At 60.6% G+C, this 17442-nt stretch carries 15 protein-coding genes and 1 pseudogene; 10 read left to right on the forward strand and 6 right to left on the reverse strand.

All coding sequences use genetic code 11. The features are described from left to right. Positions 1–52: 52 nt before the first annotated feature. The 4 genes from IPP03_09740 to IPP03_09755 all read left to right on the forward strand — a co-directional run bounded on the left by IPP03_09740 (position 53) and on the right by IPP03_09755 (position 5838). The gene (locus tag IPP03_09740) at positions 53–1051 is read left to right on the forward strand and encodes an efflux RND transporter periplasmic adaptor subunit (protein ID MBL0352918.1); all 999 of its coding nucleotides are present in this window, start codon (positions 53–55) and stop codon (positions 1049–1051) included. 71 nt (positions 1052–1122) lie between these two features. Continuing rightward, positions 1123–2397 carry an NAD(P)/FAD-dependent oxidoreductase gene (locus tag IPP03_09745; GenBank protein ID MBL0352919.1) on the forward strand — a complete coding sequence of 425 codons (1275 nt, stop codon included), beginning with the start codon at positions 1123–1125 and terminating at the stop codon, positions 2395–2397. 7 nt (positions 2398–2404) lie between these two features. Continuing rightward, entirely contained in the window at positions 2405–5614 is a 3210-nt protein-coding gene (locus IPP03_09750) for an efflux RND transporter permease subunit (GenBank protein ID MBL0352920.1), read from the forward strand. Beyond that, positions 5611–5838, forward strand: coding sequence for a DUF2892 domain-containing protein (locus tag IPP03_09755; protein ID MBL0352921.1), 228 nt, complete (start codon positions 5611–5613; stop codon positions 5836–5838). Before IPP03_09750 ends, IPP03_09755 begins: the two co-directional genes overlap by 4 nt. A gap of 87 nt (positions 5839–5925) precedes the next feature. Here IPP03_09755 and IPP03_09760 read toward each other — a convergent pair whose 3' ends face one another. The 3 genes and pseudogenes from IPP03_09760 to IPP03_09770 form a co-directional block, all read right to left on the reverse strand. Next, positions 5926–8190 (reverse strand): ankyrin repeat domain-containing protein, encoded by a 2265-nt coding sequence (locus IPP03_09760; GenBank protein MBL0352922.1) that lies wholly within the window; start codon positions 8188–8190, stop codon positions 5926–5928. Positions 8191–8464: 274 nt separating this feature from the next. Beyond that, on the reverse strand, positions 8465–8839 hold the full coding sequence (locus tag IPP03_09765) for a hypothetical protein (GenBank protein ID MBL0352923.1): 375 nt from the start codon (positions 8837–8839) through the stop codon (positions 8465–8467). A 68-nt stretch (positions 8840–8907) separates the two neighbouring features. Then, positions 8908–9516: pseudogene (locus IPP03_09770) on the reverse strand (transposase). 219 nt (positions 9517–9735) lie between these two features. Here IPP03_09770 and IPP03_09775 point away from each other — a divergent pair. Beyond that, on the forward strand, positions 9736–10329 hold the full coding sequence (locus tag IPP03_09775; GenBank protein MBL0352924.1) for a HupE/UreJ family protein: 594 nt from the start codon (positions 9736–9738) through the stop codon (positions 10327–10329). 31 nt (positions 10330–10360) lie between these two features. Here the strand turns inward: IPP03_09775 and IPP03_09780 are convergent, their stop codons facing one another. Next, positions 10361–11935: a transposase gene (locus IPP03_09780; GenBank protein MBL0352925.1), complete on the reverse strand. Its 1575-nt coding sequence runs from the start codon at positions 11933–11935 to the stop codon at positions 10361–10363. A gap of 65 nt (positions 11936–12000) precedes the next feature. Then, a complete protein-coding gene (locus IPP03_09785) occupies positions 12001–12342 on the reverse strand; it encodes a hypothetical protein (GenBank protein ID MBL0352926.1) in 342 nt (113 codons plus the stop codon). Between the two features lie 230 nt (positions 12343–12572). On the opposite strand from IPP03_09785, the gene IPP03_09790 reads away from it, so the two are divergent. Together IPP03_09790 and IPP03_09795 are read left to right on the forward strand one after the other, a co-directional pair. Then, the gene (locus IPP03_09790; GenBank protein ID MBL0352927.1) at positions 12573–13439 is read left to right on the forward strand and encodes an NAD-binding protein; all 867 of its coding nucleotides are present in this window, start codon (positions 12573–12575) and stop codon (positions 13437–13439) included. Further along, on the forward strand, positions 13436–14290 hold the full coding sequence (locus IPP03_09795; GenBank protein ID MBL0352928.1) for an NAD(P)-dependent oxidoreductase: 855 nt from the start codon (positions 13436–13438) through the stop codon (positions 14288–14290). The genes IPP03_09790 and IPP03_09795 overlap by 4 nt, the downstream gene beginning before the upstream one ends. An 18-nt stretch (positions 14291–14308) precedes the next feature. Here the strand turns inward: IPP03_09795 and IPP03_09800 are convergent, their stop codons facing one another. Continuing rightward, positions 14309–14635 carry a hypothetical protein gene (locus tag IPP03_09800; GenBank protein MBL0352929.1) on the reverse strand — a complete coding sequence of 109 codons (327 nt, stop codon included), beginning with the start codon at positions 14633–14635 and terminating at the stop codon, positions 14309–14311. 173 nt (positions 14636–14808) lie between these two features. Between IPP03_09800 and IPP03_09805 the strand changes: the two genes are divergently transcribed. From IPP03_09805 to IPP03_09815, 3 genes are all read left to right on the forward strand, one after another. After that, on the forward strand, positions 14809–15285 hold the full coding sequence (locus IPP03_09805) for a PaaI family thioesterase (GenBank protein MBL0352930.1): 477 nt from the start codon (positions 14809–14811) through the stop codon (positions 15283–15285). A gap of 67 nt (positions 15286–15352) precedes the next feature. After that, the gene (locus tag IPP03_09810) at positions 15353–16885 is read left to right on the forward strand and encodes a MarR family transcriptional regulator (GenBank protein MBL0352931.1); all 1533 of its coding nucleotides are present in this window, start codon (positions 15353–15355) and stop codon (positions 16883–16885) included. A gap of 89 nt (positions 16886–16974) precedes the next feature. Then, complete coding sequence (locus tag IPP03_09815; GenBank protein ID MBL0352932.1) at positions 16975–17388, forward strand: hypothetical protein; 414 nt, start codon at positions 16975–16977, stop codon at positions 17386–17388. Positions 17389–17442: the final 54 nt, after the last annotated feature.

Genomic DNA, 17442 nt, shown 5'->3' on the forward strand with positions numbered 1-17442 from the left:
GATTACCCTGCCGCTGACGGACAGGGCTTGCGCGGGAGTAACAAATTAGCGTATGCTTATAGTTATGAAGACGAAGCTGTTTTTTGCACTTTTTTGGGCGTTGACCGCAACAGCCCACGCCGAGACCCTGCCAACGATCATCGTCAAGCAGCACACGGTCGACCTGACTTTCCCGGCGGAAGCGCTGGTCGAGGCCGTGCAGCAGGCCGTCGTCGGCGCCCAGATCGCTGGTCGCATTCTCGAAGTGAAGGCGGATGCCGGCCAGGCGGTCAGGAAAGGCGAGGTGCTGATGCGCATCGACGCGCGTGAAGCAGAGGAAGCAGCGCGCGCGGCCGACGCGCAGTATGCCAACGCCAAGCTCAATTACGAACGCAGCAAGAGCCTGCGCGATCAGAAATTCCTCAGCCAGGCCGCCGTCGACAAGGCTAAAAGCGATTACGATGCCGCAGCCGCCAACCGCGCTGCGGCCGGGGCCAGCCAGAGCCATGCCACCATTGTTTCGCCGCTCACCGGCATCGTCGCCCGGCGCTACGCCGAACTGGGCGACATGGCGACGCCGGGCAAGCCGTTGTTCACCATCTACGAACCAGAGGGCCTGCGCGTTACTGCTAGCGTCCCGCAATATCGTCTCAAGGAGATGCGCGACGTGAAGGCCGCGCGCGTCGAATTCCCGGAACTGGGCAAATGGGTCGATGCGACTGCCGTCAACCTGCTGCCGACCGCCGATTCCTCCACCCATGTCTCGCAGGTTCGCGTCACCCTGCCGCCGGTGCCGGAAGCGACGCCCGGGATGTTCGCCCGCGTCCATTTTGTCGTCGGCCAGGCCGATAAGTTGACCGTGCCTGCAGCAGCGGTGCTGCGCCGCGGTGAGGTCGCCGCAGTTTACGTGATGACCATCGACGATCGCCTCAGCCTGCGCCAGTTGCGTCTCGGTGAGGCAGTCAGCCAAGGCGAAATTGAGGTACTGGCCGGGTTGAGCGCGGGCGACAAGGTAGTTACCGACCCGTTCAAGGCCGGCATAGCGATCAAGAATCAGCAAGACCAAAAATAAAACCGGGATAACAGCCGGAGAGCAGTGATTCGATCCGCCCCGACCGGGGCTAACCAACTGGAGGGGATAACATGGCCCATATCGTGATTGTCGGAGCAGGTCTCGGCGGCATGCCGATGGCTTATGAAATGCGGGAAGCGGCTCGCCCCGACGACCGCATCACCATGATCGCCAACACCGCGAAATTCCATTTCGTGCCATCCAATCCCTGGGTGGCGGTAAACTGGCGCAAACGCAAGGAAATCGAACTGGAGATAGCGCCGCTGCTCAAGAAGCACAATATCGATTTCATCCCGGTCGGCGTCAAGCGCCTGCATCCGGACGAGAATCAGCTGGAACTGGATGACGGCCGCCGCATCGATTACGACTTTCTGGTGCTGGCGACCGGCCCTCGGCTGGCTTTCGAGGAAGTCGAAGGCCTTGGGCCGCAGGGGCATACGCAATCCATCTGCCACGTCGATCATGCGACGCATGCCCGTGACGAATGGGAGAAATTCGTCGCCAAGCCGGGGGCGATTGTCGTCGGTGCGGTTCAGGGCGCCTCCTGCTTCGGGCCGGCTTACGAGTTCACAATGATCATGGAAACCGACCTGCGTCGGCGCAAGATTCGCGACCAGGTGCCAATAACGTTCGTGACTTCCGAGCCTTACATCGGCCATCTCGGCTTGGGCGGGGTCGGCGATTCCAAGGGCTTGATGGAGTCGATTTTCCGCGACAAGCACATCAAGTGGATCTGCAACTCCAAGGTCACCCGCGTCGAGGCCGGCAAGATGTTCGTCACCGAGCACGACGAGGATGGCAAGCCAAAGAAGGAGCACGAACTGCCCTTCAAGTATTCGATGATGCTGCCGGCATTCACGGGCGTCGATGCGGTTTTCGGTATCGAAGGCCTAACCAATCCGCGTGGCTTCATCCTGATCGATCCGCATCAGCGCAATCCGAAATATGCCAAAATCTACGCGGTTGGCGTCTGTGTTGCCATCCCGCCGGTGGAGGTGACGCCGGTGCCGACCGGGACGCCGAAGACCGGCTACATGATCGAGTCGATGGTGACGGCTACCGCCAAGAACATTCGCGCCGTGCTCGATGGCCGGGAGCCGAACGAAAAGGCAACCTGGAATGCCGTCTGTCTGGCCGACTTTGGTGACAACGGGGCAGCCTTTGTGGCCCTGCCGCAAATCCCGCCGCGCAACGTCAACTGGTTCGCGCACGGCAGGTGGGTGCATCTGGCCAAGATCGCCTTCGAGAAATACTTCATGCACAAGATGAAAAGAGGGACAACCGAACCGGTGTATGAAAAGATCGTCATGCAAGCGCTCGGCATCATGAAATTGAAAGGCAAGTAAGCCGTTTATGAGCAGCAAGGATCTCGGTATTTCCGGACGGATTGCGCGGACCTTTCAGGATTCGCGGATGACGCCGCTGCTGGCGCTGGTCGCCTTCCTGCTTGGCGTGTTCGCCACGCTGGTGACGCCGCGTGAGGAGGAGCCGCAGATTGACGTGACGATGGCCGATGTGCTGGTCGCCTTCCCCGGCGCCTCGGCCAAGGACGTCGAGAATCTCGTTGCCCGCCCGGCCGAGCAGGTGCTGTCGCGCATGCACGGCGTCGAGCATGTCTATTCGATGTCGCGCCCCGGCATGGCGGTCATCACCGTGCAATTCGAGGTCGGCGTCAAGTACAACGACGCCGTTGTCCGCCTTTACGATACGGTGAATTCGCACCGTGACTGGCTGCCACCCAATCTCGGCGTCATGGAGCCTGTTATCAAGCCGCGCGGCATCGATGATGTGCCGATTGTTGCGCTGACCTTCTGGACGAAAGACCCGGACCGTTCTGCCTTCGATCTGCAACAGGTGGCGCGTGCCGTCGAAATCGAGCTGAAACGGATCAAGGGAACGCGCGACGTGTCCACGCTCGGTGGCCCCGACCACGCCATCCGTGTGCTGATGGACGCCGAGCGGATGAACGCCTACGGCGTCACGCCCCAGGAAATCGCCGGCGCACTCAAGGTATCGAATGCGCTGCAATCCTCCGGCAGCCTGACTGCGGGCAACCGCGAAATACTGGTGCAGACTGGCACTTACCTCGAATCGGCGGCCGACGTAAAGCAATTGGTCGTCGCCGTACGCGGCGAGGCCGGCAAGCGAACGCCAGTCTTTCTGAGCGATGTGGCGACGGTGCAGGATGGCCCCGACCAGCCGAGAGCCTATGCCTGGTTTGGCAGCAAGGAGGGTGAATTCCCGGCCGTCACGATGCAGATTTCCAAGCAGCCGGGGGTCAATGCGGCCGATGTGGCGACTGCTGTGGTCGACCGTATCGAAAGTCTGAAAAACACGGTGATCCCGGAAGGTGTCGCGGTTACCGTGACGCGCAACTACGGCGCAACCGCGACCGAGAAAGCGCAGAAGCTGATCGGCAAGTTGATTTTTGCGACCGCTTTCGTCGTGCTGCTAGTCTTCTTCGCCCTCGGCAAGCGCGAAGCGGTGATCGTCGGCGTCGCCGTCACCTTGACGCTGGCGGCAACCTTGTTTGCCTCCTGGGCCTGGGGCTTTACGCTGAACCGCGTCTCGCTGTTCGCGCTGATCTTCTCGATCGGCATTCTGGTCGACGACGCCATCGTTGTCGTCGAGAACATCCACCGCTGGCAAGGGCTCCATCCCGGGAAGGGCCTGGCTGAAATCATTCCGCTGGCTGTCGACGAAGTCGGTGGCCCGACCATTCTGGCGACCATGACCGTCATCGCCGCCCTTCTGCCGATGGCCTTCGTCTCCGGCCTGATGGGACCGTACATGAGTCCGATCCCGATCAATTCGTCGATGGGCATGGCGATTTCGCTGGTAGTGGCCTTCGTCGTCACGCCGTGGCTGGCGCTGAAACTGATGAAACCGCATGGTGGTGCTCATGCCCATCAACCGTCAAGGCTCGATGCCAAACTCGACATTACCTTCCGCAAACTGCTGACGCCTTTCCTTGATCCAGTGAAAGGTGCGGCGATGCGCCTCAAGCTCGGCATCGCCGTTATGCTGCTTATTCTCGGCTCGCTGTCGCTGGCGTACTTCCAGCTCGTCGTGCTCAAGATGCTGCCTTTCGACAACAAGAGCGAATTCCAGATCATCGTTGATATGCCGGTCGGCACGCCGCTTGAGGAAACCGCTCGCGTCCTGCGCGAAATCGGCAGCGAACTGGCACAAGTCGAGGACGTGGTGAATTACCAGGCCTACGCCGGCACCGCTAGCCCGATCAACTTTAACGGTCTGGTCCGCCAGTATTACCTGCGCGCCGCGCCGGAAAAAGGTGATATCCAGGTAAATCTGGCCGACAAGCATCATCGTTCGCGCAAGAGTCACGACATCGCCATCTCGTTACGTGACCGCATCGAGGCCATCGGCAAGAAAAATGGCGGCGTCGCCATGGTCGTCGAGGTGCCGCCGGGGCCGCCGGTGTTGTCGGCGATCGTCGCCGAAATCTACGGGCCGGACATGAAGGGCCAGATGGCGGTTGGCAAGCAGGTGCGCGGCGTGTTTGAAAAAACCGCAGACATTGTTGCGGTCGACGACTATATCGAGGCCGATTCCAGAAAAGCCGTGCTGCACGTGTTGCAGAGCAAGGCGGCGTTGCTCGGCGTGGCGCAGAGCGACATCGTCGAGGTGGTCAGCATGGGCCTTGCCGGACAGGACGTGACGCCGGCGCGCAATACCGAGTCCAAATTCGAAATTCCAGTGCGTGTCACGCTGCCGGCGGAAAAACAATCGAATCTCGATGCCCTGCTCAAGCTCCGGGTGCGTTCGCGCGACGGCAATCTGGTGCCTGTTTCCGAACTGGTCGAGGTGCGCGACGTGGCCCGTGAAAAAGCCATCTATCACAAGGATCTGCTACCGGTGGTCTATGTCGTCGGCGACATGGGCGGCAAGCTCGACTCGCCGCTCTATGGCATGTTCGACATCCGCTCGCAGATCAAGGACATGCCACTCAAGGAAGGCGGGACTCTGGGCGAATGGTTCATCCGACAGCCATCCGACCCCTACGCCGGCTACAGCGTCAAATGGGACGGCGAATGGCAGATCACCTATGAAACATTCCGCGACATGGGCATCGCCTACGCGGTCGGGCTGATCCTGATCTACCTGCTCGTCGTCGCCCATTTCGGCAGCTACCTGGTGCCACTGATCATCATGGCGCCGATTCCGCTTACCATCATCGGCGTCATGCCCGGCCATGCCTTGTTCGGCGCGCAATTCACCGCGACCTCGATGATCGGCATGATCGCGCTAGCCGGCATCATCGTCCGCAACTCGATCTTGCTCGTCGATTTCATCAGGCAACAGGTGGCTGGAGGCATGCCCTTCCACGATGCGGTGATTCAATCGGCGGCGGTGCGCGCCAAGCCGATCGCCCTGACTGCGCTGGCCGCCATACTCGGCGCCCTGTTCATCCTCGACGACCCGATCTTCAACGGGCTGGCGATCAGCCTGATCTTCGGCATCCTCGTCTCCACCCTGCTCACGCTGGTGGTGATTCCCGTCCTTTATTACTCGGCCTTCCGCAAGGAGCATCAATCATGACCATCGAACGCATCATCCGCCTCATGGCCGGCTTCTTTGTGTTGCTTTCCCTCGCCCTCGGCTTTGACGGCAGCCCGATCTTTGTCTCGAAGTGGTTCCTCGCCTTCACCGCCTTCGTCGGCCTCAACCTGCTTCAGAGCGGGTTCACCGGATTCTGCCCGCCGGAAAAGCTGCTGGCGAAAATGGGATTCAAGCGCGGCGACGGCGTCAGTTGCGGCAGCTGACGATCCTGCACGAGGCCCTAGACCACGGACTCCGCCACCGGGAGGTGCGGGCCAACCGTGGAAAGGGCCCAGGCCGCTTGCGCTCCGTCAATCCCGCGCCCCATGACTAAGCAGCATCTGAACCATTGCCTGGTTATTCATTCGTCGCGCCCAGAACAGCACTGTTTTCCCGGTGGCGTCTGTGGCATTTGCGTCAGCACCTCGACTCAGGAGCAACTCGGCCACGGAAGTATTGGAACTGACAACCGCGCTCTTCAAAGCCGAGGCTCCGTTGGACAGGATTTCATTGGGATTCGTGCCGCGATTCAGGTACTCATTTACCGTCGATCTGTCGCCACGCTGAATGGCGGTCAACAGGGGCGAGTTCAGCGGTTTCTCCTGTCGTGGCGCAACGACCGGCGCGCGGTCTGCCCTGGCCGGATCAGGCTCCTTCGGTTGAACCTCGGCCTTGCCACGATCCGGTGAATCACTCCTGGTGGATGTGTCCGCGCCCGGTACGGCGGGCAATACGGTTGGCGCCTGAGGCTTTTCCCGTTGTACCGATGCGACAGGCGCCCCCTGGGTTTTCGGCTGCTCGGACTGCCGGGACCGCGCCGTCTCTGGCTTCTGTCCAGCCGCTTCCACGGCCCTGTCCGGGCGCGCTCCCTGATCAGGGAGCTCTTCAGCGCCAGTCGACGACAAGGCCAGAGCATTTCGCCTGAACGATTCGGCCTCCGCAGTGGCCTCATCGAGAATGCTCGCCTTATTGTTCTCGAAGATCGATCTGGCAGCTTCGAAATCAGGATTCGCGAATGTGAAGTTCGTGCAACGCGCGTTGTAATCGGCGATATCCGCGAAGAACGAAACGGGCGCTGGCGTATTGGTTCTGGAAAGAATGTCGCTGATGGCGTCCTTCCTGTATTCCTTGGCCAGACAATAATAAATCTGGTCCCTGGTGAACGGCTTGCGCTCCGCACCACCGGCTGCTTGCATTGCCGGGTTGATCGACGCACTCGTCCCGCCGTCTTTGGAGTCACCGGGTACCTGACTCACCGGGGGCGACTGCGGCGGCATGCGAACATGGGTTGACGGGCTGCCGCCATCCCGAGTACCAAGAAACGTCAGCAGTACGATTCCCAGCGCCACCGCAACAATCCAGACGATCCAGACATTCCAGCTCCGCGGCCCGGACGCTGCCTTGAGCAGCTGCGCTTGGGGGGCAATTGGCGTTGCGGGCTCGCCTTTCGGGCCAGGGATGCCGGTCAAGGTCTCCGGCGGCCGAGGACTTGCGCTGCTTTCTTCCGGTGTCCCGATGCGCTTGTCGTGTTCGCACCGGCAACAGGGCAGGCCGGCGAAATGGATGTGTTCGGGATCAGTCGGATATTCCTTGCAGGTCACATACTTCGCCTCCTCGCGCAGCCCGCGCAGGACAACTTCCCATTCCCGGGCTGTCGGCCTTCCTTCCTCTTCGCGAAATGCCCTGTCAAACATCCGCCGCAACGAAACCGGCAAACAATCGTGCACCGACCGGGTGAGCGGATCAATTGCCGGATTGGATTGGAGCCCGTAGGGATAGTAGCCCGCCGCGACGCGGGCATCATCGTCAACGGCCTCCAGCCAACCCTTGTTTATCCTTCCCGAAAACGGAGAAAGGCCGTAATTGAATATCTGAAACAGGACGAACGCCAGCACAAAGCAATCCTGGGCCTCGGCCAGGCCGGCGCTGACAACCTTGTTCTTCAGCACCTCAGGCGCAACATGGCCCCCAGCGGGATGCTCCGCCGGGTGGTAATTTCCGTTGCCTGACACGACGGAATAGCTATCGCAGTCGAGAAGGGTAACAATGCCGCTGCTCCTGTTGGCCAGCACGTTCCTCGGCTTGAAATCCACGCAGTAAACATGGCTGGCGTGCAACTCGCCCAACAATCTGCAGAGATTGATGGCAATCGCCACCTTTCTTGGAAGGGCGAGCCTGTGCCCGTCAAGTCCCATCATCCTGCCTAACAAGGGATCAAGGTAGGCGTCGAGGGTAACGGTCTCCAGCGGATCGACCTTCGGCATGAGGAGCCCCACCGGCTGCAGACCCCTTCCGAACGCCGACTTCCCGTAGACGATCTGTTGTGGCCAGGCGTATTGGGGGTAGCGGGCGCCAGAAGCCAGGACAGTCCACAAATGTGCTGGTGCTTTTTCGACGAGGGCGCCTATCTTTTCAGCATCAAACGTCTTGGGGTCGAGATAGATCCTCGCCGCGCTGTCGACGAGCCGTGGCGGCGCGACAACGGTGAATGCATTCGCGACCGTACCGCTTCCCAGGTTCTCGCCGAGGGCAATCTCCTCGATTTCCGACCCTGACCGGATGTAATACTTGCTCATTTTTCCCGTGACATGAGCCGCCGCCGGACAACAGGGGAAATTGTCGCGACAACAAGGCGTGACAAGACTACCCGGAGCGTGGATCAGCCAGATCCTGCATGACCGAAATCCTTTCAATCCTCATACCGGGAGGAATCAGATCGACGGAGCATCACGCTCCTTGCGGAACAGGCGGATGGCCGCTATCGCCCTGAATAATACCATCTCGGAGCAGTTAACAATTTTGCCGGTGAAGTCGGAGTCAAATGCGCCGACCGCGATGCCGGACCCCGGCCTATTCCTTGTCCGGCTTCACGGCTGCCTTTGCCGGCATGGTTCCCGCCAGAATTTCAAAGCCTATGTCGAACTCCACGACCATCCCCTTGAGTTGCTCGAGCGGTCTTGCGTTGCCTTCGAGCCCGACCTTGCCGGCGGGTGCCAGTTGATCGAGGCTTGCCGCGCCGAGGAGCATTTTTTCGATATCCGAGCGGTTCGCCGTAACAGTGAGTTCAGGGTTCGGGATCTGGAAGTCCTTGATGCTGATCAGCGCCGAGTTGTTCAGTTCGATGGCGCATTTTTCGCCGCTGTCCGGCCTCAGAGCCTGTGATTTATTAGCCCGCGCGGCAGGATAGCCGTACAAGCTGCGCTGGCACCGTGCTGTTTGGCTCAATATGTTTCTCGCATCACCTCTCCCACTATCGACCATTCATTCGGCGAGTTTCCGCTTATTTCCTGACCTCATGCCAGCCACCCGGGAACGCTGGGCGTGCCTGTCCCCATCCCGAGCCACTCCGGCGCCAGCGTAGCCATGCGCATCAGGTTGTGCGCCAGCGCAAATATCAGCATCACGCACTTGACCTTCACCAGTCCCCGCACCCGAAACTGCTGCAAGCCCCGATTGTGGCTCTGGGCATTGACGCATTCGGCCGTGGCCGCCCGTTTCTTGTAGAGGCCCTTCGCTTCATCCGTGCCCATCCGCTCCCGCCAGGCCGCCACCGCTTGGCTGTCGCTCGCCTTGGCTTGGTGCGGGTTGACCGTCTTGTCCCTGGGTTCGGGCACGGGCCCATAAACCACCATCGTTTCGCTGACCCGGTCGATCTGGTCGTGGCCGACGTAGCCACCATCGACCCACCAGGGCGCCGGTGTCCGACCACAGCGTTCGGTCACCTGCTCCAGAATCGGCGCCATCTGCCCCTGGTCGCTGCCGACGGTGGCTACATCAATACCAACGATCACCAGGCTGTTGGAATCAGACGCCAACTGCGAGTTGTACGCCGGACGGAAACCCCCGTCGCCCATCTTCATCACCGTGGCCTCGGCGTCGGTAATCGAAGCCCGTGCTTGTTCCAGGTTCGGCCAGTAGCCAGCCTACAGCCCGGAGCAGAATTTTGATGGTGGATGGCCGGTGTGAAGCTATAAGAGGCACCCGACTAATTCAGTCGGATTATTGCGCCCGGCCACAAACAGCCCATCGCCACCTCAGTGAATTTCTTTCCGGATATTGTTCTTGTAAGAAATATCATCTAATCTTCCTACTCACCCTTGTCCGTCGTAGGAGTATCAGAAATGGCAACTCTCTGGATTCGGCTCACCGTAGCACTTTTACTCGGTCTTGCTGCAAGCGTATCTCATGCGCATACCGGACACGGAACTTCGGGGTTCTACGAAGGGATTACCCATCCGTTTGGACTGGATCACCTGCTGGCGATGGTCGCGGTGGGCATCTGGTCGGTTTCTGCGTTACCGAGCAACAAGGTTTGGCAAGGGCCAGCTACGTTCATGCTCTCGCTGATCGCAAGTGCCGCGATAGGCGCAATGGGAATAACCGTTCCGCTCCTCGAAAACCTGATTTCGTTAAGCGTCGTCTTGTTCGGCGTGATGCTAATTGTTGCTCGCCTGAAATTGGCAACCGTATCTGGACTGGCGCTGATTGCTCTTGCTGGTTCGTTGCATGGATTGGCGCATGGTGCTGAAACACCAGAAACTGGCTTCGCAATGTATGCATCTGGGTTCTTGATGACTACTGCCGCGCTTCATTTTGGCGGTGTACTTGCAGGGTTGAGTATCAAGCGGTATGTCCCAAGCAAGGAGTCTTCGATCAACGCCACTCTTGGCGTGCTTTTCGGAGGCGCCGGCATCTATTTGTTGAGCCAACGCTAGTTTAACTATGTCATAGACCTAAAAACCGCAGTTAGCCGATTCCATTCGCATGATTTGCGAGTAATCGGCGAGATTGAGGCGGTCCGACGCCGGCCAGGGTGCGCTTGAAATGATCGCAGACGAGGTTCCAGACGGTGGTCAAGTTCAACTGCTCCGCAGCGCATGCTGCCCAAGCCTGAAGTTGCGCTGAGACACGTTGCAGAACCTCACGGGCCTTGCCGAAATGCGCGTGCAAACCAGTGAGGGTGATCGTCGTCTGTCCGGCATGCTCGGTTTTGCGGCCGACCGCGGACATCAACCACGGCCTGCTGGTGATGGCCTCGCGGCGGACCTCCGGGTTGGCCAGTCGGACGAAGAGACTCCAGCAGTTGTCCCACGGGGACTTCCTTTGGTCGTAGATGAGCGCCACCGCTCTTGCCGAGAGCTGGCAACGATGCAGGTCGTGCGTCGTGAATCCACCCCATCCCCACTGATTCTTCAGTTCGTCGAAGGCGTTCTCCGCATCGGCCCGATCTCGATAGAGTTGCCCCAGCGAAAGAATCTCGTGATCGAGGTTGGTGACCAGGACGGCATACTCGTAGCCTGTCGCTTGTTTGCCGGTCTTGCGGTCGGTCTCGACAAAGCCGAGCAGTCCTTGACCATCGTCCTCCTGAGCAATCATCATTGCGCCCTTGAGGGGACGGCGCAGAATCACCACCCGTCGAGACGCCTTCCACCCGGACAGGCTCAGACGGCCGTCCTTGCCTTCCCATCCCTGACCTGCATCGGTCCAGCCGGTTTCCCAGAAGACACGCTCAATGTGGCGCTTGACGTTCTTCGACAGGCGCAGCTTGAAGAGGTAAGGCTGCCCCCGCTCTTCCAGCGGCGCGATGAAGGGATCGGAGCCGAAGCCGCAATCGCCGCGAACCATCTTGGGGCGCCGCTTGGGTGGCAGGGCATCCAGAATTCTCAGCAGACCCGGCAGACTGTGACTGCCCGAGTGTTCGTCACCCGCCTTGACCTCGGCGCCAACGACCAACCGCAGGCCGGCCATGAGGTAGGTGTGATCGGTGTGCGAGGGACGCCCTGGTTTCTTCGGGTTGTAGGAGACGACCGCCCCTTCCTGCTTGCCGTAGAGGGGCTTCACGGTGGTGTCGACATCGAAAATCCAGGGTGCATCGAGCAATGGCGCCGTGCTCTCGTTCAGGTGTCCGTCCAGCCAGGCGACGCCTTCGGCTTCTGGGGTTGCCGCCAATGCCCGACGCAGCGCATCTTCGCTGATCACTTTCCTCATGCCCAGGAGCCCTGGATTGACGCCGTCGCAGCGGATCGCGGTGACGTGCGAGTAGCGTCTGTGACCCGAAAGGATCGACAGCATCCAGGTACCCAACACTTCAGCTTTGCTCGGTGCGTTCGGACTGACGTATGGCAGCGGATAGTCTTCCTGCCAGCCCGACCACAGTCTAGTGAGCGTAAGAAATTCAATGAAGTACGCCAGTTGCCCCATCGGCGTCGCCGCGCTTTCAGACTCCCAGCGCACCTGCACCCGGCCTCCCGCCGTCTGCACTCCAGCGCAGGACAGACGCATTTCACGCGACTTTGCTACCTTCCGCTTCCACTCACCCATCGGGTGACTCTCCTCAATGTCTCAGAAACCGCAGCCTGCCTGATTCCTACGCCAAATGCACATCCTCAAATGAGGTTTTTAGGATAAATCACGCCTGACTGCTCCGCAGCACGGGCATCGGCGAAGTTGCTTGGCGATGCGTGCGGCGATAAGAACGCGAAGCGTAGTTCGCCATGTCCCAGGCGACGTTGTCGGCGTCGGCCATGATCTGTCGGCATGGGGGCGGCAATTAAGCCGCGCGCGACTTCCTCGAACTCCCGCCTGTCGGCGAACGGCGGCGTTGCCCGGACCTCATTCTGCGATTCGATCGTATATTTTGGAGGCTGCTTGCCTTTGGAATGGAAATGCTTGCTCTCCACAGCCCCGGGGTCGCTCACCACGGTGCCACCACCGGCGGCAAAAGTCATACCGGATACCAGGCAGGACCAGCCCCGCAGCCAGCAGATGAAGCGCCGGACAATTTCGCAGCTTGCACTTCATGGTTATCTCATCGTCAGTCATGCGGTTTCAAGCACGCCGCCAGGAAGTAGCGACAAACGCAGCGCCGAAAAATTGCATGACTCCTTCCCTGCCCGGATGAATATCCGGCGCCGGCCGCTTCGGCTAGAATCGCCGCTTCAACCTCACGGAGAGCAGCATGAAGATCGGATTCATCGGCCTCGGCATCATGGGGCGCCCGATGGCGCTCAACCTCGTCAAGGGTGGCCACGCCGTCACCGTCTGGGCGCGTCGCACCGAATCGATGCAGCCCTTGCTCGCCGCCGGTGCCACCAGCGCCACCAACCCGGCCGATACCGCCAGAGGCAGCGAGCTGGTAATCTCGATGGTCGCCGATGCGCCTGATGTCGCCGAAGTCATGCGCGGCGTTGCGCAAGGCGCGGCACCCGGCCTGATCGCGGTCGATATGAGCACCATCGCTCCCGCCGCTGCTCGCCGCATCAGTAAGGAACTGGCCGCGGCCGGCATCGATTTCATGGATGCTCCTGTTTCCGGCGGCGAGGTCGGCGCCATCGCCGGCACGTTGTCGATCATGGCCGGCGGTTCGGAGGCTGCTTTCGTCAGGGCGGGACCGGCCTTCGAGTGCATGGGCGGAAACATCGTGCACGTCGGCGCATCCGGCGCCGGTCAGGTGGCCAAGGCGGCCAACCAGATCGTCACCGCCATGGGCGTACTGGCGGTCGCCGAGGCCTTTGCTTTTGCGGCAAAAAACGGCGTCGACCGTGGCAAGGTGCGCGAAGCGCTGCTCGGCGGCTTCGCCTACTCCAAAATCCTCGAAAATCATGGCCAGCGCATGCTCGACCGCAATTTCAAGCCGGGCTTCAAGAGCTGGATGCATGGGAAGGATCTCAACATCGTGATGCAGACGGCGCATGAACTCGGCCTCTGCCTGCCGGGGTCGGCAGCGACGGCGCAGATGTTCAATGCCATGGTCGGCTCCGGCATGGGCGACGAAGACTCCGTCGCACTGCTGAAGCTGCTCGAAAAGCTCTCCGGCCAGGAATGAGAGTCGGCTTCATCGGGCTGGGCGCCATGGGGCGCCCGATGGCGTTGCATCTGCACCACGCGGGGCACGAGTTGCACGTCTGGGCGCGCCGCCCGGAAAGCGTCGTCGGCCTGCCGGCGGTGGTCTGCACCACACCGGCGGAATTGGGCCGTGCCTGCGAGGTGGTGTTTACGATCATCACCTCGAGCGCCGATGTCGAAAGTGTCGTACTCGGCAGTGATGGCCTGGCCGAGGGCATGGCGGCGGATTCGCTGCTGGTCGATTGCTCGACCATCGCTCCCGAGGCCGCCCGCCAAATCGCCGCCCGACTGGGTGAAAGAGGCATCCACATGCTCGACGCCCCGGTTTCCGGAGGCGCCCAGGGTGCGACCGACGCCACGCTGGCGATCATGGCAGGGGGCGACGCCGCGGTGCTCGAGCGCGTGCGTCCATTGCTCGCATGCCTCGGCCAGCGCATTGTCCACGTTGGCCCCAACGGCGCCGGGCAGGTCGCCAAGGCATGCAACCAGATGATCATGGTCACCGCCATCGCGGCCGTCGCCGAAGCCATGCACCTAGCCGCCGCCTCCGGCGTCGATTGCGAGAAAGTGAAGCAGGCGTTGGCTGGCGGCTCGGCCGCGTCGCGCGTCCTCGACGTGATGGGCGAGCGCATGGTCAACCGCGATTTCGCCGCCGGTATCGAAGCCCGCCTGCATCACAAGGATTTTGGGATTGTCCTTGAAGCGGCCCGCGAATCGGGAGTTCCGCTGCCGCTGACCGCAGCCGTCGGCCAGCAACTCAATGCCTTGATGGCGCAGGGCTGGGGCCGCGACGACACCGCCTCGCTGTTGCGCGTTCTCGAACTTCCATAAGCCAGCCGGCGTGGTGACTCAGCCGAGGACCGTGACCTTCAGTTTTTCGAAAATGCTCAGACTGGCCCACCATGCCACGCCGCGCTCGCGATACCGCACGCCATCGGCAGTCAGAACCAGCTTTCTGGCCCCCAACTCCGTCTTGCCGTTCTCGGTGATGAAGCCTGCTTCCATCAGATAGCGTGCAATCGCCGGCTGCACCTGCTCACCACCCAGTGTCCACCGTGTGCCATAACCGTCCTCGCAGCCGGTAAGCATGAGGACCGGCTGCTGGCCACTGATCGCCCGCAACACCCTGAGCGTGTAGGCGCGATTGGGAATCGAGAAGGACGGGGAGGACGGCATGACGTTGATGATTATGGCGCCTTTTCGGCCAGCATCGATATTCCACTTGTCAAACCCAGACCCTTATGGAATGCTTTCAACAAGTGTCAAAGGTAGCGTCCACGGGGCATCTCCGGCGATGCCGACCGCCCAACACAGCGCTCGATCGACACATGAGCAACGGAGGAAACAGCATGCAAGCCTTTCAGGATTTCTACCCGGAGAGTGTCGCCCATTGCTACGGGTGCGGCCGGCTTAATGACGCGGGGCATCAAATCAAGACCTGCTGGGAGGGTGATGAAAGCGTCACCCGCTTTCAGCCCAGGCCAGAGCACACGGCGATTCCCGGGTTCGTCTATGGCGGTCTGCTCGCCTCGCTGATCGACTGCCATTGCACCGGTACGGCGGCAGCGGCAATGTACCGCTTCGAGAACCGGCCGCTGGACAGCCTGCCGGCATTCCGTTTCGTCACCGGCTCACTGCAGGTCAGCTACCTGAAGCCGACACCACTCGGCCCGGTGCTGGAAATTCGCGGCAGGGTCAAGGAGGTCAAGGGGCGCAAGGTCGTGGTCGAAGCGACCGTTTATGCCGAGGGTGTTGCCACCGCGCGCGGCGAAGTCGTCGCCCTGCAGATGCCGGACAGCTTCGCCGACCAGGGGAAATCCCCTTGACCCTGCCCGTTCGTTCCTAAGCCGGACGAGCCGGAACCAAACAGGTATTACGATAGAAGCCTGACGAATGACCGAGGAGGCGATCATGTTGGCGATGGCTCTGGCGGAACGATACGCGACGAACATGCATGGCGTGCTTTCGTGCTTTGACCGGATCATTATCACCGGCACGCTGCCTGGTGCGTGCTACGCGGCAGGAATGACGAGTTATTTGTACACGCACGGAATTCGGGTATTCGACTACCCGCGATTTGCCGAGCCGCTGCGAGATCGCATTCGTGAGCGTGCGCAGGAGGTGTGTCTGGCGGCGGGTATTGAAATCGAGCACGTCAGCAAAAGCCATATTCGCAAGGAAGAGTTGGTCGCGCGAGTGCTCGCCGGTCGCGGCGACGCACCGGGTTTGGTGCATGTGCTCTCGGCCATGGAAGCCTGTCCGAGCTACAAACCGTGGCATGACAAAGGCAGTGGCAAGACTTACCTGCGCCCCGATCAAGGCAAGTGCCTGCACTACTACTTCTATTTCATCGACGAGGAACTGGGGTTGTGCTACCTGCGTGTGCCGACGTGGGCACCGTTCGGGTTGCAGTTCTACTGTAATGGTCACAGCGCTCTGGCAAGAACTCTGACGCGAGAAAGGATCGACTTCCTCCAGCAGGACAACGCCTTCCTGCGTGTCGCCGACATCGCGCAGGCGCAGGCGCTGGCGGATGCGTTCAGTCCCGACGTACTTCACCCGCGACTGGATCGCTATGCGCAGTGGTTGTGCCCAGTGCTTGACGTCTTTGGATCCTCGTATCACTGGAGCTTGCGCCAAGTCGAATACTCCACCGACCTGATGTTTCGCAGTGAGCAGATATTGGTTCCACTGTATGACGCCATTTCGCGCCAAGCGGTCTTGGCCGCCAACGCAGAACGCGTCTCCAGCTTTCTGGGCAAGAAGGTCACGCCACAACTGGCCCAGGAGATCGGTTCCCGGTTGTCCACCCGTATCGAGGGGCGCTGCATCAAGCACACCATGGGCGCCGCTGGCGTCAAGGTGTATGACAAATTCTCCCGCGTACTGCGGGTCGAAACGACCGTCAATGACGTGAGTTTCTTCAAACACCACCGCAAGGTGGAACACAAGGACAGGCACGCCACCCGAGAATTGGCGCCCCTGAAGAAGACAATCTATAGCCTGATCGACCTGCGCGACATCCTGCTCGGCTGCAACCAACGTTACCTGGCGTTCCTCTCCAGCCTCGATGACCCCAGTGCCGGCGAGCGTGACTTGGAGCGATTGAGCATGCCACGGTTGGGGGCGGCTCCCGGTGTCAAAGGGGTGAACTTCTTTGATCCTGCCGAGAAAGCCTTGCTGAAAACCATGCAACGCGGCGAGTTCAACATTCACGGTTGGCGTCGTGCCGATCTTCTCAGCTATCTGAAGCTCACTCCGTCCGCCATGTCGCGCCAACTTGCCCGACTGCGTACGCTCGGCTTGATCAAGAAAGTCACTCATACCTATCGCTACTACCTCACTCGATTGGGACGTTCAGTCGTCGCTGCGGCCTGCTCATTGACCCGCTTCAACATAGTGCCAACCATGGCTTGCGCATCCTGAATTCTTCTCATGATTTGTGATGATTGAACTGGTTAGTGACTAATGCCAATCCGTCACTTCCAAACAAGATTCAAAGCCGGAACCCGCAAGTGAAAAAGAAATACTGGGTCATCCTCGTCCTGATCTTTCTGGTCTGGCTGGACTGGTATATCCGCGCGCCGGACGCCACGGCGCGCCAGTTGACCAGCGCGATTGAGACCCAAGCTAGCGAAAAACTGAAGAACTATCCATACAAGTTCCACGTGCTGAAATTCAGCCAGGGCACAGCCTATGTCAGCACGCCGCGCAGCTTTGCGGTCCCCGCGTTCAAGGCGCTGGCGGTGCTCTATCCGGATATCAACACCAGGAACCCCAACGATCCCGCATTCATCGCCGTCGAGCAGTTGCTCGGCGAGGTTCAATCGGAAGCCGGCGCCATCGTGAAAGCCCAACCCGGCATCAGGGAAGTGCGCTGGGAACTTGACCGCGACTGGCTGAGCGCACACCACATCGATATTCCGTGACTCCTGGCCGGTCCATCCGGCGCAGCCACTCAGCCCTTCACCCGCAGCTTGCGA

This window comes from Candidatus Dechloromonas phosphoritropha (assembly GCA_016722705.1).
GTDB lineage: Bacteria > Pseudomonadota > Gammaproteobacteria > Burkholderiales > Rhodocyclaceae > Azonexus > Azonexus phosphoritrophus.

What these genes read in the sequence shown, in the direction of transcription:
- IPP03_09745 (MBL0352919.1), top strand. Translation starts at nt 1,123, where the DNA reads ATGGCCCATATCGTGATTGTCGGAGCAGGTCTCGGCGGCATGCCGATG.
- IPP03_09800 (MBL0352929.1), bottom strand. Translation starts at nt 14,635, where the DNA reads ATGCCGTCCTCCCCGTCCTTCTCGATTCCCAATCGCGCCTACACGCTC.
- IPP03_09750 (MBL0352920.1), top strand. Translation starts at nt 2,405, where the DNA reads ATGAGCAGCAAGGATCTCGGTATTTCCGGACGGATTGCGCGGACCTTT.
- IPP03_09740 (MBL0352918.1), top strand. Translation starts at nt 53, where the DNA reads ATGCTTATAGTTATGAAGACGAAGCTGTTTTTTGCACTTTTTTGGGCG.
- IPP03_09780 (MBL0352925.1), bottom strand. Translation starts at nt 11,935, where the DNA reads ATGGGTGAGTGGAAGCGGAAGGTAGCAAAGTCGCGTGAAATGCGTCTG.
- IPP03_09775 (MBL0352924.1), top strand. Translation starts at nt 9,736, where the DNA reads ATGGCAACTCTCTGGATTCGGCTCACCGTAGCACTTTTACTCGGTCTT.
- IPP03_09790 (MBL0352927.1), top strand. Translation starts at nt 12,573, where the DNA reads ATGAAGATCGGATTCATCGGCCTCGGCATCATGGGGCGCCCGATGGCG.
- IPP03_09810 (MBL0352931.1), top strand. Translation starts at nt 15,353, where the DNA reads ATGACCGAGGAGGCGATCATGTTGGCGATGGCTCTGGCGGAACGATAC.
- IPP03_09785 (MBL0352926.1), bottom strand. Translation starts at nt 12,342, where the DNA reads ATGACTTTTGCCGCCGGTGGTGGCACCGTGGTGAGCGACCCCGGGGCT.
- IPP03_09795 (MBL0352928.1), top strand. Translation starts at nt 13,436, where the DNA reads ATGAGAGTCGGCTTCATCGGGCTGGGCGCCATGGGGCGCCCGATGGCG.
- IPP03_09805 (MBL0352930.1), top strand. Translation starts at nt 14,809, where the DNA reads ATGCAAGCCTTTCAGGATTTCTACCCGGAGAGTGTCGCCCATTGCTAC.
- IPP03_09755 (MBL0352921.1), top strand. Translation starts at nt 5,611, where the DNA reads ATGACCATCGAACGCATCATCCGCCTCATGGCCGGCTTCTTTGTGTTG.
- IPP03_09760 (MBL0352922.1), bottom strand. Translation starts at nt 8,190, where the DNA reads ATGAGCAAGTATTACATCCGGTCAGGGTCGGAAATCGAGGAGATTGCC.